11 protein-coding genes are annotated in these 18,715 nt (G+C 37.9%); all 11 read left to right on the top strand.

The features are described 5' to 3' along the window. Positions 1-17 precede the first annotated feature (17 nt). The 11 genes from E4O04_RS06010 to E4O04_RS05960 all read left to right on the top strand — a co-directional run bounded on the left by E4O04_RS06010 (position 18) and on the right by E4O04_RS05960 (position 18,703). On the top strand, positions 18-860 hold the full coding sequence (locus E4O04_RS06010) for a hypothetical protein (RefSeq protein ID WP_253710549.1): 843 nt from the start codon (positions 18-20) through the stop codon (positions 858-860). 11 nt (positions 861-871) lie between these two features. Next, positions 872-1,834: a major capsid protein gene (locus E4O04_RS06005; protein WP_253684870.1), complete on the top strand. Its 963-nt coding sequence runs from the start codon at positions 872-874 to the stop codon at positions 1,832-1,834. Between the two features lie 69 nt (positions 1,835-1,903). Continuing rightward, positions 1,904-2,116 carry a DUF2829 domain-containing protein gene (locus E4O04_RS06000; protein ID WP_253710547.1) on the top strand — a complete coding sequence of 71 codons (213 nt, stop codon included), beginning with the start codon at positions 1,904-1,906 and terminating at the stop codon, positions 2,114-2,116. A gap of 21 nt (positions 2,117-2,137) precedes the next feature. Then, positions 2,138-2,521, top strand: a complete 384-nt coding sequence (locus E4O04_RS05995) for a Bbp16 family capsid cement protein (protein ID WP_253710545.1) — start codon at positions 2,138-2,140, stop codon at positions 2,519-2,521. Between the two features lie 10 nt (positions 2,522-2,531). Further along, a complete protein-coding gene (locus E4O04_RS05990) occupies positions 2,532-2,960 on the top strand; it encodes a hypothetical protein (RefSeq protein WP_253710544.1) in 429 nt (142 codons plus the stop codon). Between the two features lie 113 nt (positions 2,961-3,073). Beyond that, complete coding sequence (locus tag E4O04_RS05985) at positions 3,074-3,664, top strand: phage connector family protein (RefSeq protein WP_253710542.1); 591 nt, start codon at positions 3,074-3,076, stop codon at positions 3,662-3,664. A gap of 13 nt (positions 3,665-3,677) precedes the next feature. Further along, positions 3,678-5,621 (top strand): phage tail protein, encoded by a 1,944-nt coding sequence (locus E4O04_RS05980; protein ID WP_253710540.1) that lies wholly within the window; start codon positions 3,678-3,680, stop codon positions 5,619-5,621. A 13-nt stretch (positions 5,622-5,634) separates the two neighbouring features. After that, a complete protein-coding gene (locus E4O04_RS05975; RefSeq protein WP_253710538.1) occupies positions 5,635-6,624 on the top strand; it encodes a hypothetical protein in 990 nt (329 codons plus the stop codon). Positions 6,625-6,637: 13 nt separating this feature from the next. Next, positions 6,638-8,917: a hypothetical protein gene (locus E4O04_RS05970; protein ID WP_253710537.1), complete on the top strand. Its 2,280-nt coding sequence runs from the start codon at positions 6,638-6,640 to the stop codon at positions 8,915-8,917. A gap of 16 nt (positions 8,918-8,933) precedes the next feature. After that, positions 8,934-17,129: an ADP-ribosyltransferase-containing protein gene (locus E4O04_RS05965; protein WP_253710535.1), complete on the top strand. Its 8,196-nt coding sequence runs from the start codon at positions 8,934-8,936 to the stop codon at positions 17,127-17,129. Further along, complete coding sequence (locus tag E4O04_RS05960; protein WP_253710532.1) at positions 17,129-18,703, top strand: phage tail protein; 1,575 nt, start codon at positions 17,129-17,131, stop codon at positions 18,701-18,703. The genes E4O04_RS05965 and E4O04_RS05960 overlap by 1 nt, the downstream gene beginning before the upstream one ends. Positions 18,704-18,715: the final 12 nt, after the last annotated feature.

Here is an 18,715-nt window from a genome sequence, read left to right as displayed (position 1 = left end):
AAACAAGGAGTAAGGGGATGGGTGAACTAGATCAGAATAATGGAAATCAGACACCACAGGGTAACGGAAGCGGAGAAACACAGACGACCGGTACATCAGTTTTAGATGCTTTTAAGGGAGCAGGAAGCGGAGGCAATCAGGAACCTACAAATGGGAATGATAATGTTAAGGGCGGACAGGCTAACAAAGAAGCAGAAACTTATGCTTTAAAAGCTTGGGGAGCACAGCTTTCAAAGGAATTAAAGGAAAATGCGGAAGCGGTTAAGGTTTTATCCAAATTCGAGGATATATCGGGCCTTGCCAATTCCTACATCGAACTTGAAAAAAAACAAGGAAGCATGCACACAATCCCGGGCGAAAAAGCAACACAAGAAGAACTTGATGCTTTTTATAAAAGATTGGGAAAACCGGAGGCAGCCGATAAGTATTCTTTTGATCAGAAATACGAAGCCGAAAAACGGTTTGCGGAGGCAGCTTTTAAGGCTAACCTATCAGACAGGCAGGCTAAGGAGCTTTATGATTTTTTCATAAACATAGGACAAAGTCAAACGGCTCAATACAAAGAAATTCTTGCAAAAAAAGCACAAGAGACGGATGCCTTATTACAAAAAGAATACGGCAAAGATTTTGAGCAAAAAATGGCTAGCTACACCAAGGGCCTAAAACTTTTAGGAGGCGGTGAAGTTATGAAGCAGCTTGAAGAAACAGGGCTTGCCTATGATCCGGGTTTTGTCAAACTGATGATAAATGCCGGTGAAGCTTTTAAGGAAAGCCAAACCGTGATAGGAAACGGAACGGCAACATCAGGCGGAATAAAATCGGCACGGGAGGGAGGTACCTTTTCTTTTTTTAATGAATAAGGAGTTAATAAATGCCTAATTTATCTATGACAGACAGCATGACAGCACTGGAGGTTATGCGAAGGGCTAACAATCAGGACGGGTTCCATATCGTAGAGCTTATGGCTCAAACGAATGAGATATTGAAAGATATGCCTATGATTGAGGCTAACGACGGAACAGTGCACAACACGCTTGTACGCACTTCTTTACGAAGCGGAACACACAGAAAGTATAACGAAGGAATTGCACCGGGAGCGACCACAACCGACACGATCAGAGACCGTATCACTATGCTTGAAGATTACAGCATTGTAGATAAGGACTTGGCAGATCATTCGGGAAACGTAAAGGCTTTAAGAGCAAGTGAAGCCGATGCCTTTTTACAGGGCATGGGCCAGACACAGGCCGAAGAACTTATTTACGGCGACCATGGAAGAAACGAAGCGGAAATTAACGGACTAGCGGTAAGGCTTAATAAGCTTTCCAATAAAAACGTTATGAACGCAGGAGGAAGCGGCAATAAGTGCACATCAATCTATGTTTGTGCAGTAGGCAATAGGTTTGCTCACCTCATTTACCCGCGGGGCCGAAAGGACTGCGGAGTTAAAACGGAAGACAAGGGCCTTCAAGACTGGCCTATGGAAAATGGCAAGGTAATGCCGGCCTATGTACAATTCTTTTCAACACATTACGGACTTTCAATCGCTCATCCTGATGCCGTTAAGCGTATTTGTAATATCGACAACACGGTACCGGGAGATAAAATCGTAGAAATGATCCTTGAAGCTATGCTTAGGTTACCGCAGGGAGCTCAAGGCGTATCTATCTATTGTAATCAGGATATGCTGGTAAAAATCGACAAGGCCGCTTGGAGCAAGGGCAATGCCGTATTTACCAAAGAAGATCCGTGGGGAGACATGATAACCCACATCAGAGCAGGAAGATGCCGAAGGGTTGATGCAATTCTTTCAACCGAACAAGCGCTTGTTTAATCGGTAACGGATAATGGGTAATTATTCCGATTACCCGTTTAATAAAATATTTTTATAAGGAGTTTTTATATGAAATTTGGAGAAGCATTTGAACAGGTAAAACAAGGGAAAGGTATGAGATTACCGCATTGGACAGGAGATGTCATTATTAGAGCTCAGTATCCTGATAAACATTCTAAAATGACAGCACCTTATCTTTATGTTGAAAGTAGACATGGAAGGGTTCCGTGGAAGGAAACAATGATCGAGCTATTTTCAGAAGAATGGCTTATTGAAGATTAAATCTTATAAGGAGAAAAAAAAATGACTAATCTTTATTTGGATAAATGCTTGGAGCTTTCAAGCGATCAGGCAATTACAACAACGGCAGAAAGTCAAAATGCTATCGATTTTGGTGTGGACTCTTGCAGTGCAGACGGCAAGAGAATTGATTTTAGAATCAAGGAAAAGTTTGTAGGAGGTACATCCTTAAAGTTTATCTTGCAGGATAGTGCAAACGGTACAAGCTTTGAGGATAAGCTTACCTCGCCCGTTTTTAATACTGCAGCATTGGTTGAAAGCCAAAAAGAGCCCTTGTATTCTCTTGTTATCCCTAAAGGCTTACGCCGGTACATCAGGGTTAAGTACGAAGTGAACGGCACTTTTAGTAAGGGCAAGATTCACGCAATTTTGAACACGGAAATGTAAGGAGGTTTTTATGCCTAGAAGAAAGAAGACAGAGGATGAGGTAAGGGAAGAGTTAAAAGCCGCAAATCCTCATTTTACCGATGAGCAGATTGATGAACTTTTAGCGGAATCTTTTGACCAGGGCGATACCGAAAAGGATGAACCCTTAACCGGAAGCGGTACAGAAGCAGCAGCTTTAAAGGCCGAAATTGAAGCCGAAAGGCTTGCACTCGAAAAAGAAAAAGAAGCCCTAGCCTTGGAAAGATCAGAGCTTGAAAAGGACAGGGCCGAGCTTGACAAAAAGCTTACAGGCTTAGGTGAAAAGCTTGATACGGCTTTTACAGGCGAGGAACAAGAGTATGTTTGCAACACTGCATGTACTTTTGACGGCGCCTATTATAGGGCCGGCGATATTTTGGTTACGAGCAAAGAAGTATCAGAATTCTTTGATCCCGTATAGATTGATTACTTTTGAGGCAATAAGGCGTGAAAAAGATTAAAAGTTCTTTCTCCTCACTTAACTTTTATTTTGATTAACGCCTTAAAGCCTCATCTTTAAAAAGAGGTGAAGGGATGAATATAGATAGACAGTTAGCGAACAGGGCCTTATCGGCCGTCGGAGAACCTCAATTAAGTGAGACGGACACAACCTCTAAAAGTTTTTTACTTATCAAAAAGTTTTATTTACCTACCATGTTGGAAAGCCTTGAAATGGTTCCGTGGACTAGCGGAAAAAAAAGAAAGAAATTAGAAAAAGATTTATCGGAAAATTACACCGACTATTCGGGAGCTTTTAAGCTGCCTATAGATTGCGGGAAAATTATAGAGTTAAAAGATAAAAGTTATTATATCGTTGAAGGCAAAACGCTTTATACGGATTCAAGCGATGCGGTTTTACTTTATATTACAAACGGGAAGTTACCGGAAGGAACGGGAAATGTTGACGATGATTTTCCCGATTACGATCCGCCCGAATATGAGGCTATGTTTTATCAAGCCTTCGAATTAAGGCTTGCAAGTAAATTAGCCTTGGAATTATCGGGTAAGCCTGAATTACATAAAATGCTTTTACAGGAAGCTGCAATGATTGAAGAAGCAGCTTATAGAAATACAAAGACTTTAAGTGCAGGAAAGAAAAAAGGTAATTCCTGGTGGATCGACTAAAAATGAGGCGTATATGTTGATTACGAATTTTGCAGGCGGAGAGGTTAGTAAAAATCTTTATGGACGTATCGATTTACCTATTTATCAAAATAGTGTTTCACGCCTTGAAAACTTTGATATTATGCAAACAGGAGGAATTAAAAGACGAGGCGGAACCGAAAGGATAGGAAAGCTAAAAGGTTATGCACGCCTTATTCCGTTTATCGTAAACAATACCTTATCTTTTATTTTTGAAATAGGACCCGAATATATCCGTATTTGGAAAAACGGAACGCTTCTTACTCTTGCAGGTTTTCCTGTAGAGTTTACCCCTACCCCCGATTTACCGCTTTATCAAAAAAGCGACTTACAGGAAATTCAATATGCTCAAACCTATGATAGTCTTTACTTGGCACACAGGTATTATAAGCCTTATGTAATAAAATGGCAGGGAGGCGATACTTTTACATTTGGAAGCCTTAACATTACCGGCAATGCTCACAAGCTGCCGTTCCAAGGAAGCGACAACTACCCTGCTTGTGTTGCTCTTTTTCAAGGCCGGTTATTTTTTGCAAGCACGATAAGGGAGCCGCAGAAAATTTGGGCCAGCAAAGTTTTTGAATACGAAAACTTTACTTATTTTGATACAATCGTTTCTAAAACTACACAACTTAAAAATCCTGACTTGCGTATTTTTAGTGCAAGAGCAACAAAGGATAGTGATATATTAACCGAGCTTACGAAAGATTTTACGGATATCGCAAATATAACGGATTATTACGTATCAGGACATAAGGGTATACCTAAAGATACTAAGGTTTTATCGGTAAGCTCGGACACAATGAAGTTATCAAAACCTGCAACAGTCGATAAAGAAGATATAGTCTTATCCATTCATCTTTGGAAAAATGCAGACAGCCCGCAGGCAGATGATTACAAGGACATAGAAATAATTAACAATGTTACAGCCCCCGATCATGCTTTTTATTTTGAAATAGGAAGCGACAAAAACGACAAAATAAAATGGATAACCCCATCGAAAGATTTGATTATAGGTACTGAAAGCTCAGAGTGGATTATGAGCGAAGGCGTTACGGCCCAAAGAATAGAGGTACAATTACACAGCCGGTACGGGGTTGCGGATTTTCAAGGCTCTTTAATAGGACGATCGGTAATTTATATAGGACAAGGAGGCCGTACTTTAAGGGATTATGCTTATGACTACCAAGAGCGTACCTATAAGTCTATTGATCTTACACAGGCAGCATCGCACCTGCTTATCGAAAGTAAGGCGGTAGATTTTGATTATACAAACTCGCCCGTACAAAAGATTTATTTATCGCGTGAAGACGGAACGGCTTGCGTTTTACTTTACGACAAGAATACCGGTATTGCAGCGTGGAGTAAGATTATTTTAGGGAACGGAAAAATTAAAAATATAGTTACGGTTCCGGGCCTTGAAGGATTTGATGATGTTTATTTTGAAGTTGAACGAGGCGATAAATTCTATCTTGAAAAAATTGCAGAAAAAGAAAGAGATAAAACAATTTACCTTGACTCATTTAGTAAATACAACGCAGAAACTGAAGCGGATGAATACGAGTTATCAAGCGTATTTATCCCTGACGGAAGAAAGATCTTTAAACTAGCAGAACTTCCTGATGAATATAAAGATTTTTCAAAAGAGATGTATATAGGTTATGAATATACATCCATAGTTGAAAGTTTACCTGTTATTAACAGCGCAGACAACAACAAAAAGCGGATTGTAGCTTTATTGATAAGATTCTTAGATTCTTATTTACCGCTTGTAAGTCAGACAGAAACAAGGGATCAAACTATATATGAGGATGAACCTTTTAGCGGTGTGGTTGCAGTTCCTGTTGAGGGGAATTTTAATAGGGATGTTTTTTTTAAACTTGAAATGAAAAGGCCGGAGCGGTGTGAGATTTTGGCCGTTAATGCTAATTTAGCTTAAAGGAGTGTTTTACATGGGGTTAATGTTAGGATTAGGCTTAGCTTTTGGTGCTTTAGGTGCAGGGTTTAGTATTTTTCAAGGCTGGAATAGAGCTCAGGAAGAACAAGCCGAAATAAGTGCCAGACGTGAAGAAGAAAGGCGCATGCGGGAAGCTCAAATTGCAGAACAAAGAGCGGCCGCAGAAAGAGATATAAATTATGCAAAGTCCGTTTTTAAGATAGAACAAGAGGACGCTTTTAGAAAGGCAGACGACATATGGCATCAGGGCGAGCGTATAGACATGAGAGCAGACCTTGACGAAACCTTAACAGGCCGAGCCTTTAATCTTGCGATAAAACAAAACAACGCTCAGGATGAGAACCTTTTACATCAAGAGCAACGAGGAAAACAGAATTTTCAAAACACACAAGGCTCTTTTAAGGCTGCATTGGGTACAAGCGGTGTAAGGGCCGGAGCTAATTCAAGCGAGGCTTTATTAAGTCAAAATGAGGAAAATTTTAATCAGGATCTAGCCCTGATGAAAACTCAAAGAGAAACTCAAAAGGAAATAAGCCTTATGAGTGCTTTCAGTAATTTAAAGGGCAGTATGTTTAGGATAGATGAAGAGAGAGATGCCGCCAACAAGGCCTTTAGGGATTCAAAGCAATTAAGGGCAGATTACTCTGAGGGCGGACGAGCTGTCAATTTGTTTAATCAAAAAATAGCAAACCGCAGAGCCGACTTAGAGGGAAGTATAGATTTGCAAAACCTAGGCGGATTTTTTAAGCAGCAGGCTATGCAGAGGGCTTATGACAGAGCCGAGTATTCTTTTTTGGATGGATTAACAGACCTTTTTGGCGGATTTGGTTCAGGTTGGAATTTTGGAACAAGCATTGCAGGTTTTGCTAATAAGTGGGGCGGCGGAAGTTTCGGCGGTGGAGCAGGAAGCTTTGGAGGCACGGCCGCAGCTCTATCAAATTACCAAAGAAAACACAGAAGCCCTTATATGAATATGTTAAAGTAGAGAGGTTTAAGTTATGGGTAGACGGGGAATTTTTGATGCTTTTCAAGCAGCCTCCGGGGCTGTTCAAGGTGCTTTGAATGATATTGATAAGGAATTACAGTTAAAAGCTCAAATGGAAGTGCAGGATGCAGCCCTTAAAGATATGGAGGCTTTTAATCAATTTACCATTGATATGCAGAACAGTAACGACTGGGAAAACTACGAGAAAAATTGGGAAAATTTTAAGGTTAATGTTTATAACGATACTTCTAAGGGTTTATCAAGTCCTTTTGCAAGAAGAATATACGACAGTCAATATAAAAATGAAGAAATGAAACAAAGGCTTTTAGTTAAAAGCATTGCAAATCAAAAGATGAGAACTCAAGATTTTACTAAGGGCTTTGATTATATAAACAATGTTATATTGAGCAATTCTTTTGCAGATAAAGAGGAAATGGATGAAACCGGGAATAAATTTATTAAAACCGGTAGTCAGCAAAAAAAGGAATTGATAGACACTAAACTTCATACCATGTATGAAAGAGGATTATTAAGCTATGATCAGCTTAATCAAAGCATGAGGGATTCTTATGCAAACCTTATGAATCACGACATGGTAACTTTTGGAAAAAACTTAATCGATAAGGGCGCTTCGATTGATGAGGTAACATCCAAATTACAAGAATACAAAAATGAGTTTGTTACAGTTGCAGGAGGCAGAATTACGGAAGAAGCCGTAAAAGGAAAAGCAACGGAGGAAGTGGAAAGATATTATTATAAACAAAGAAGTATAAAATGGCAAAAGGCAGAAAAAGTTGAGGCTAATAACTGGACTAATATTTTAACTACAGTACAAAATGGAGACTATGCAGGGGCTAGAAGTCTTGCCGAAAAGAGAATGAATATTTTACAAAATATTCAAGCACAGTCGGGAGAGCCCATAAATCCTGATACAGCGGTTTCATATACTCAAAAATACTATGACTTTTTACAAAACATAGACAAATATATAAAATCGGGAAGCCCCCTAGCTGCATTGGGCTCTATGGATATGAAAAAATTCGCTGCCGTTTATGCGGAAAAATGGAAGTATGGAATAAACGCCTACGATGGGAGCGGAACAAAGATTCATATCAGTGCAAGAGATATGAAAAATCAGATGTTAAGCGATATCAATAAAATTGCCGAAATGAAAGGAATCCCGCCGGAATATGTTTATCCGGGCATCATAGAAGAATTTTATAAGCAGGTAGAAGATGCTTTACCGCCGGGATTAAAAGACCCCGTAAAAAAATACAAAGAAACATATGAGACTCTCAGAAAAGCTCAATTAGGTGTAGATAAATTACCGCCTGCAGAACAAAAAACAGCATTAGAAAATGCAGGAAATTTTGTTGAAGGGTTATTGAATATTGTAGAAAAATCAAGATATACGGATTTAGACGAGAAAAGCTTATTGTCTTTAATGGAAAAGCAAACAGGCAAATCTACAGCGAGTATGTTTGATGCACATACGGGTTCAAGCGGTGCCTTGTGGTGGAAAAAAGAATCAGCCGAAAACTTAGGCAAGGTAGTAGCAGAAACAACCCAACCGGGAGTTATTACACGGGATAGAAACGGAACTGTAGTTATCCGAGAAGAAGCCAGGCCGGCCGTAGCAGCTCATGAAAACGATTTAAGACGGGAAACAGCGATTGCTCTAGGATTGAATCCTAACAATGAAAAAGATATAGGTAAGCTATCTATATTCTATGATACAGAAGCAAATAGAATTTATTGTACAGACGGAAAAACGGCATCCTACTTTGAAACCAATAAAAACGGCGAGGCTATATTAAAAACTGTTGATTGGAAAACTAAAGAAGCGAAAATTACGGAAAAGTTATCTGAAGAAGTCAGACAGGATAAAAAAGATGCAAAAATAGAAGCAGAGAAAAAAGCGATTGATAAACTAACCCATTCCAGTTTTAAAGCTGAAAGCATACAACGGGATATTAAACCTTTTTATGATAAGCTTAATACTCAAGAAGATAGGCAACGCTTTTTGCAATTATATAACGCAATAAATCAAAGAGAAAAAGATAAAAATATAGGTAGAGGTTACAAACTCAATAAAGATGAAGTCATTCAAGCCTTCAAAAAAGAAATTTCACCGGTTGATATAATCAATGAAAGTTTAATTAAAACTATGAGTCCTAAAATAAAAGCAGAATATGATAAATTATCGGATGAAGAAAAAATAAGGTTTATTGAAAGTTATAAAGAAAAAAAGAAAGACTTTAGACAATCAAATAAAAACATGAGCAGTTTTTAAATAAGGAGATAAAATAATGAGTGATTTTAATGACATAATCTTAGGACAAAATCAAGGAAGGCGAGGACAGACGACTTATCACTATTTAGATTTTGGAAAACCTAACACTGTTTTTGATAATAATAGATTACAAAATAAAAATGCCGATTTATCTTTTTTAAACACGCAAAATCAGATAAGAGAAATAGAGGAAAGAGAAAAAAAACGAAAGAAGAATCAAGATAGGTATTTAATCAATTTGAGTGATGAAGAATATGAAATACTAAATACGGCGATTGCAAATGCTGAAATACCTGAAGATGAAGCCTATAGATTTGCTTCTGCATATAAATATTCAAAACAATTTAACATGCCTTTATCCTACACATATGAACACTTGGAAGATTTGAATAACTGGTGGTTAGGCCCTGTCAAAAAAACACCTCAAAGCGCTTTTACTTCCATAGTCAATAGTTTTTCTTTAGGAAACAACACCGTAAAATTAGGCGGGCTTGGAGCCCAACTTTTAAAGGCAGAACATAACGGCGATGTAAAAGAAATTCAAAGGTTGCAAAATGAAATAAAAGAGATAGAAGAAGATAATGAATATCTAAAAGATGATATGCCCCGTACATGGTTCACCAAGTTATTACAATCAGGAGCACAAACGATCCCTTTTTCGGCTCATGTTTTTATTCCTTCTGCTTTAGGTTCTATAATTGCACCAGGAATAGGAACGGCTGCAGGTTTTGCCCGATCTATGGAAATGCAGACAGGACTGGAATATTTAGATTTGAAAAAGGCAGGAGTAAAACCGGAACTTGCTAAAAAAATGGCTGTAATGTCGGGAGGCTTACAAGCAGCTATTGAAGTGTCTTTAGGAAATGTTGCAAGTATTACAGGCAAGGGATTGGGAGCGGATAAGATAGTCAGTAAAATGATTACAAGACTGAACGCCAAAGGAACAATGGGAAATATTGCTAAGGGATTACTGCATTATGGAGTAGATACATTTAGTGAAGGAGTTGAAGAAGCAGTACAGGAATTAGTAAGCGCAGGTAATAAGGAATTAGCCGCCGTTTTACAAGGGGAAGGTGTCGAAACGGACGATGCATGGACTATTGCCGGTAATGTTTGGGAAAGTTTTAAGGGCGGTATTGCTGCTTCTCTGGTGTTGGGAGTCCCGGGGGCCGTAAAGTATACAAATGCAAATGTGCAGGAAGCAAGCAATTTAAAAAAATCGGCAATAGTAAATCCTTCAAAAGAGGACTTTATCAGAAAGAATAAAGATAATGTTATGTTTGAAGGCATGACTGATGAAGATAAAAAAGAAAACCTTGACAATATCTATGAAGCACAAAAGCAAGCCCGTGAAAGTTTTCAAAAAGCAAAAATTAACGATTATGATGAATGGCTTCATGAAAACGCCAGAATTGAAGGCGAGGAAATGAGGGATAAGGAAGGTAATATAATCTATGAAACAGACGAACAAGGAAACATCATAAAAGAACAAGATGAAAACGGAGAAGAAAAGCCCGTACCCAAAAGATGGGGCAAGGCAGCCGATGTTGTAAGACATGGTGATAGGCTTTATATTACAGAGGGGCAAAGACACGAGAAAGCAAACGGGAATATAGAGGGCGAGTATATAGTGGGAGACCCCACGCAGGAAACCGAATATAACGATTACGGACATATTTATTATTCCTTTGACAAGGAGAAAAACACCGTAACGATTAAAAATGTAAGAGTTCAAAGCGATGAATACCAAGGCATTATAAAAGAATTTGTAAGAGACTTTGGAGAGAAATTTGAGGGTGCAAAAATTGAATGGAATCCTAAAGGTGAAACTTTACAAAAGATTAAGGCTGAACTTATAGCCGAAAACCCGAACGGAAAAGAAAACGGCCTACAGTATTTTACGGAAAACACAGACAGAACAACTATCGACCAAAGGATAAAGTTTGATGAACAATTAAAAAAAGTAAAACCCGATATGACTGCCGAACAGCGGCAAATGGGGTATGAACTTGTTAAAAGTTTTGCAGAAACGAATTTTAAAGAGAGTGCAGATGAATATATAGCTAAAACTTTTGCAGAAAATTTTTTCACTGATGAAAAGTTTGAAAATATGGACGAAGCTGCAGCACAGCAAGGTGTAGATCCCTCCGATGTAAAAGGAGCTACAACATGGAAAAATATAGACGGTTATGCCAGAGCCGTTATTTATTTAAGCAAGAAAAGCGATTTTTCTACACTAGCGCACGAATTAGGGCATGTCTTTTTGGAGACCTTACCGGAAGAATTAAAAACCAAAGCCGCAGCAGCTTTAGATGTACAAAACGGGCAGTGGACGGCTAAAGATAAAGATAACTTTTGTTATAGTCTCGAAAGATACTATGTTGACGGCAAAGCCCCTACACCTGAATTACAAACTTTGTTTGAAAAAGCCGCCGATTTTATTTTAAGGGTATATAAAGCTATCGAAAATATGTTTGTAACCGAAATCAGTCCGGAAATTAAAGAAGTATTTGATGAAATGCTGGGGAAAAAAGAATCGGGAATATATCAGGCTGAAACACGGTTTAATGAAGCAGAACAAATAAAGCAATCAAAGAAAAACACTACAGGCAAATATCCATCTGTTGAAGATTACGAAAATAACAAAATAAGCGAAACAGAAGAAGATAAGGCCCTAGATGATACGGCTTTAAAAGAAAAGTATAAGGCTTATGCAAAAGAACATTTTCAAGGTAATACCTACCATAATGCAGACACAAACCTTGATATAAGGGTATCAAGGGATATTATAGGTGAATGGAAAGCTAAAACAAAGAGCCGAGAACAAATAATCTCTATGCAGCTGCTTGATAAAATGATTGAAACAGCAGTAGAAACGAATGCAACAAAAGACAAATACAACAAAGAATATACTACAAGTATAAAATATTTTGAGACAGGTTTTACCGTCAACGATAAAACATATAAGGCTCATCTTACCGTTAAGGAGATACAAGAAACCGATAATAAGGCTTATCATTATTATTTGGAAGATGTCAGTTTTGAAGATATTTTTGTAGATCAGATAAAAAAAGAAGCCGCGCTCAGTCCTCTGGCCCCCTTAAATGAAAGAGGTAACCAGCCATTATTGCACGGCTCCGATAACAGTATACCTCAAAATGCCGAAGCCGTCAATACAGAAAAGACAGAAAAAGGAAAGATAAACGAGGCATACGAAAAGGCGACGCAGGCAGCACGGGAAGCAATGCAAAACAGCATAAAGGCAGCAGAAGAACGCAAAGAGGATATAAGATTAAACGGGGCACAGTATGAAGCTGAAACTATCGAATATTATAAAAAGTATCATCCTGATCTTGATGATGAGGCTATAAAGACAAAAATACAGGAGGAAGCAAAAAGATCACATACAAGTTATGAGGAGTTTAATAGAAACAGGGCTCTTGAACAAAGACGGCTTAACGAGATGGGAGATGTATTTTTTCAAACAGAGCCCACAAAAGAAGAGTTAAAAGAAATCGACGATGTCAGATCGAAGTATGAGAATACGGATAAATGGCTGAAAGCTCCGAACGGGGAAGATACTAATTTAGACGAGGATCAATGGTTACAGGTTAGAACAGATAGCTTTAAGAAGTGGTTCGGCGATTGGGAAAATGATTCTGAAAATTCAAGTAAGGTAGTTGATGTAAATGGTGAGCCTTTAGTTGTGTATCATGGGACACGTCATGAGTTTGATACTTTTAAACAGAACGGAGGATTTAGTCAGGGTAGCTATCTAAATAAAGATCAAAAAGCCTTTTTTTTCGGAAATTATGAAGTTGCAGAAATGTATGGAAACGGCATTATTATGCCTGTATTTTTAAATATTCGAGATGCAAATCATATTGATGTTGAATATGAAATAAATGAGCTGTTATCAGGTGAAGGATATGACAGTGAAGAAGAAGCCGAAGAAGACGGATATCCTATTAAAATTTGGAAAGGAGAAGAAAGAAGAGAGCTTGAAGCAAATGACAGTGCAACCGCTTATTTTGACTACTACGCACAAGATATTTATGAAAACGCAAAGGAAGATGAAAGAGACGGTATTATAGTAGACGGCACCGATGGTTCACATATATACATTGCTTTTGAATCCAATCAAATAAAATCGGCCGTAGATAATGAGGGTTCTTTTGATGCCGGAAATGATAATATCTATTTTCAAACAGAGGTAGAAACCTATAAGGATACGGCCGAGGCTGCGGAATCGGGAGGAGAAGAAGCTGCGAGGGAGCATTTAGAAAGAATTGTTATTGGAGAAAATCCAAGTGAAGCCTATAAGTTTTTATATTCAAATAATGAAGAAAGGGCTAAAGCTGATAAGGCTTATAGGGACGCTTTATCGCCTGAGCTTGAAAAAGCTTTACAAAAAGATTTAAAAGACGAAAACGTTAAAAACGATACATTCCTTAAAATGATGGAAAACCGTGAAGCTATTCGCGAGTTTATGAAAGCTTATATAAAAGCAGAAAATCAAGGCTTTACGGAACTAAAAAATTTAATGCAAAACTCAGACGGGGCATTTTCTACAATCGCATACCAAATAACAAACGGTAAACCTTTAACCGAAAAACAGTATAATTTAGCCTTGAATTATATTAAAGAGGATTTACAAGGCTTTAGAAATATTTTTGCAGAACTTAACGGATTTACTGCTTTACGAAGTTTAACAGAAAAAGAGAAAGCATGGGCTGAAACTTACGCAAAGGCGGTTAGTGAAAATCATGCAGAGGAAAAACATAAGCCTAAGTCCAGGGCTGAAATTCAAGATGAGATGTTTGTTGAGGAAATTGAAGATACTGAAAAAGTATATGAATTTATAAAAGAAGCGGCAAATATTTACTATTTTGATTTTGATAACTTTAAGCCGGCAGACGAGCAAGAAGCGGATTACCGTGATGATTTAAAACGAAAACAATCAAGAATAAATAGAGAGATGAAAAATCACGCATGGAAAAGCCAAATGTCAAATGCTTTTAGAGGCAAGAGTTTTTCCGAAAATTCCATTAAAAATATTCAAGGGCAAATGAGAAATAGTCCTCGCTCTTATCGTTCTCTTTATGCAGATATCATGGGCCGTGAAGATATGAAAGTTAAAGATGCCGATACAACCGATGCAATTATTACTACAAAACTTAAAAGTAGGCCTGATATAGGTATTAAGTTGGATGAATTAAAACTTGAAAATATGAGACCTGCAGAAAAGCAACGACTTCTTAAGGCAATCAATAATAAGGAAATGGAAGATCGAATCAATAAGGGAACAATCACAAGTGAGGACATAAAACAGATAGAAGAACTTATCAAAGAAAAAAATAAAAATATAAAAGAGCTTGAAAAACATATTGCCGAATTAAAAGAAGATAACGCATACGATAGCCGGATTATTCACAATTTGGAAGAACAATTAAAAAATGAAAGAATAAATAGAAAAGTCTTAACCGATACGGTTAAAGCCCGTGATGTTGCTTTAAAAGCAGTTATGAAAAGAATAAACTTAAAAGTATGTAACGCCGAAGAAGCCGAAGCCTTAGCAGCAGTTCAATGGTTTTTAAAAAAAGAGGCACAAAAAGCTTTAAATGCAACAGTAGATAAAGATGATCCCAGAATAAGGGAAGCTTATGCACTATGGTCAACAAGTCAGGAATACCGGCAAACATTAGGTAGAATGTCAGGAAACAAAAAAGGCTGGGAGACTTTAAGAAACCTTCTTGAAAATAAACCTATCGGAGAATGGACGGCCGATGATAAAAAACTCGCACGAAGACTAATACCGGCTCGCAATAAGTTTTTTAGCCTGGGTATCTATAACCGTACCGAAAAGAACTTTTTAGACATGAAAACAGAGAATTTAACGGATGAGCAAATAGAAAAACTAGCCTCAACCGTTTTACCTGAATCAATGCTTGCTAAATTAAAACACCAGCCTTTAAGTCAATGGACTGTTGATGAGCTTATAGACTTAGCAAAGGTTATAGAAAAAACTTATAGAGAGGGGCGACAAAAATATTCTGCAAAAAAAGCAACAGAAAAATTTGAAGCTGCTTTAATTAGAGATATGGGTATAAAAAACTTTATACACAAAAAAGGATTTGATGAAAAGGCAGCAACTTGGAGCGATGCGGAAAAGCAAAAAAAAGGCGGCTTACAGAATTTGAGGTTAAAATTAAAGTATGCAGCCATGAGGCCTTACGCTTTTATAGAAATGCTTGACGGCGGAAATCGAGGCGTTCTATATGACTTATTGGAATTTGAACAGCGAGAATGTTACAATAGGTTTAAAGCAGGAATGGATACCCGCTTAAGTAATTTTAACGAGTTCATGGAAAAGAACGGATTAAAAGTTGCAGACCTAGAAAAAAAAATATTGTTTGAAAATTTTTATGTAGGAAAAGATAAAAAGGATTTAACATTAAGTGTAAGTGAGATAATAGGAGCTTACCTTGCCGGTTTTGACGAAAAGAGCCGAGCCGCCGTCCAATACGGAAACTTTGCAGAGCAAGACGAAAGAGATATTGCTAAGCAATCAAACAGCTATGGAGCATTAGATACTTTTTCCGAAATGCGATACGGCAGGGTTCTTGAAAAAGCAGAAGACCTAATCCGGGGCGATGAAAGGATTAAAAACTTTGTAGATTATTTAAAAAAAGAATACAAAGCCGAGGGTATCAGATTAAAAGACCACAACCGCACTGTAAATAATATTATCACAGAAATAAGAGATGATTACTTTCCAATGTTAAGGCTTGATGTATCAGGAGAGGAAGACGCTCGAAAAACTCAAAAAAAGATTGTGGGAGAGCACGCAACAGGCACAAGGCACGGTATAGAAAAAGGACAGACTAAGGCGCGTATTGATATAGGAAAAGGCAATCAATCACCTATTAAGCTGAACGCAGTAAATACGTTTTTAGAAAGTATAGAAGCAAACGAAAGACTTTATGCTTATGACAAATATGCTCAAAAATTAAACAGGGTTATAAAAGGTTATGATTCAAAACAATTTAGGAGAACTCTTGAAACAGCCTACGGAAGCGAGGCGTTAAGGTACCTTGATAAACAGGTAAATACGATTATAGATCCGACAGCCGGAAGGGTTTATTCCGATACGGATAAGATGTTAAGAATGTTACGGGGTAATACGGCAGCCGCTTATCTAGGCTGGAAAATGTCAGGTATTATAAAGCAAGGCTTAACAAGCCCTGCTCCATTTATGCAATATGTCAATCCCATATCTTACGCAAAGGCAGCCTTAGATTTGACAGTGCATAATAAGGAAATGATGGAATTTATTCATTCACATAGTAAACTAATGCAGGACAGAAGCTTTGATATGATGCAGGGTATAGTAGATGAACTTGCAAAAGAAGCTAAGACTAAGGGCGGTAAAGCCATTACCAAATTACAACAAAAAGGCATGGAGGGCTTAGAGTGGATAGACAAGGCTTGTGTTGCTCCGGGTTGGCTTGCAGCTTTTAGAGAAAAAAAAGCAATGCTTGAAAAAGAAAACTCAAACCTTGAAAAGCCATTAACCGATTTAGAAATAGATTTACAAGCCACGCAATGGGCCGATGATGTATTGGTAAGAACTCAACCGTCAGGAAGAGCTGAGGAGTTAGCCCCACTTTTTAGAGAAGGCGGTGAGGCTTTAAGAATGTTACTGCAATTCCAAAGTTCTCTTAATGTCATCTATAACAATATAAGGCATGATCTACCAAATGCAATTAAAAATAAGCAATATGCAAGAGCCGCAGGAATAATTACAGGTTACGCCTTAGCCGGTATTGCAGTGGGTGCGGTTACCGAAGGTTTTGGAGACGATGAAGATGAACCTGAAGATAAAATACGCCGAGGAGTTTTTTATGCCTTTACACAAGCCACGGACAGCGTACCTTTAATCAACGGAATGATAACAGGCTTTGCAGAAAAAGCAATCACAGGTAAGACAAAATATAGAGGCAACTCGAATGTGTTTGTTGCTGCAGAAAAATTTATAGACGGTTCAAAAGCTTTAACCGATGCAGATATTAAAAAAGCGGCCCAAAAATATTGGGAGGCATCAGCCCTTACATTGGGATTACCAACATCAGGAGTAAAAGAAGCCTTTTATGCAGGCGAGCAGATTATAAACAGTGAAGCGCCTAGTGCCTTATGGGGCAGGAGGAAATAATGAATTTACAATCAAATGATAAAAGCCATGAGGCTTTGACTGTAGGAAGTTTAAAAGTTTTAGGCAATATAGACAGCGGAATTATAAATTCTATTCATACACATTTACAAAGTTCGGATGCTGCACAGTCTAAGATCATTGCCGATATTGAAAAACTGCATGAGAATATATCGGCTGACGGGGTTATTACGGCGAATGAAAAGCAGATTTTAAAAAAAGAAGTGAGCATTATCGAAACGGAATATCCTATTATTTTACAAAAAGCAAAAAAAATCGAATCAGAGATAAATGCTTATAAAGCAGCTTTTAAGGCTTTAAGAGATTATCTTTTTGTAGAATTAAAAATCTTTGATGAGATGTCTGAAGCTTTAGAGGTTGATAGAGAGGCTTTTAATAAAAAATTTGCAGATTATTATAAGTCCAGGGCGGTACTGCAAGTTGCGAGTGATGCCGAAAATAATTTATCTTTCCCTCCCGACACCGACCTTTTAGGCCTCATCAACTTTGACGAAACTCCGCAGGCCCTGCCCGCCCCCGATCCATCATTTACCGCTTGGCAATCTAAAATAATCGAGTACGACTGCACGAACAGGGCAGAAATCAAAATGACTTTTGAAGAGGCCGTGAATAATGTAATTATTCTTTCAGGAGAATTAAAAAATGATTTTAAATTAAAACTTTTCTTTAACAAACAAAACGGCAACGGTGCAAAGCAGTATTTGATAGTTTATAAGTTGACAGGAAATTTTAATGTTACAATCGGAACCGAAGAAGCCGGCACAAACAAAATATCGCAAAATATAAATACCGAAACTTATGGGCTGGGCTGCTATGCAGTGGTGGATTTTAGAGGGAATGTGTGGGCATTTGAAGGTAACATCAAGCAATCTTTGATTGATGAGATTTTACAAAATACAGAAAACACGCTAAACAATACAGCCCTTCAAACAATAACAAATTTTCAAAACGAAGTAAATAGTTTTTTCATTACAGAAAAAAATAAAATGCTTCTCTTTATCCAAGAAAAAACAAACGAGCTGGAAAATGCTCACAAAGACCGCCTTATAAAAGAGTCAGGCCCTATCGGCGAAATTCGATACTTCACCGGCAAAAAATTTGTATATGGCTATTTGTATGCTAACGGCTATTCTTTTATCCCGGAACTTTACCCCGAATTTTATCAATTCTGGCTTGAAAATTTTGGGAATAAGAATAAGAAAAACTATCTGGGCTATGATGCTTTCGGCTATCCAAAACTGCCTGACTTACGGGGCGTAGCTTTAAGAGCTGTCGATGACGGCAGCGGCCGAGGAGGAGCTGACTTAGCTCTGGAATATCAAGGAGATGCAATAAGGAATATTAAGGGCCGTGTTGGCGTTCAGGGTAACGATGGGTACCCCAATGTTACAACTGGAGTATTTCAAACACTAGATACAGGTTATATTGACTCCGGAACATCTCAAAGCAGTAGTTACTTAAGACTTCTAGGATTTAATGCTTCAAAAGTCGTCCCTACAGCCGAAGACAATAGAGCTAAATCATACGGGGTATACCCCTTTATAAAAGTTATATAAGGAGATAAAAAA

The sequence above is a fragment of the Treponema sp. OMZ 799 genome (assembly GCF_024181365.1).
Lineage (GTDB): Bacteria > Spirochaetota > Spirochaetia > Treponematales > Treponemataceae > Treponema_B.
This window is presented reverse-complemented; position numbering and strand designations above follow the sequence as displayed.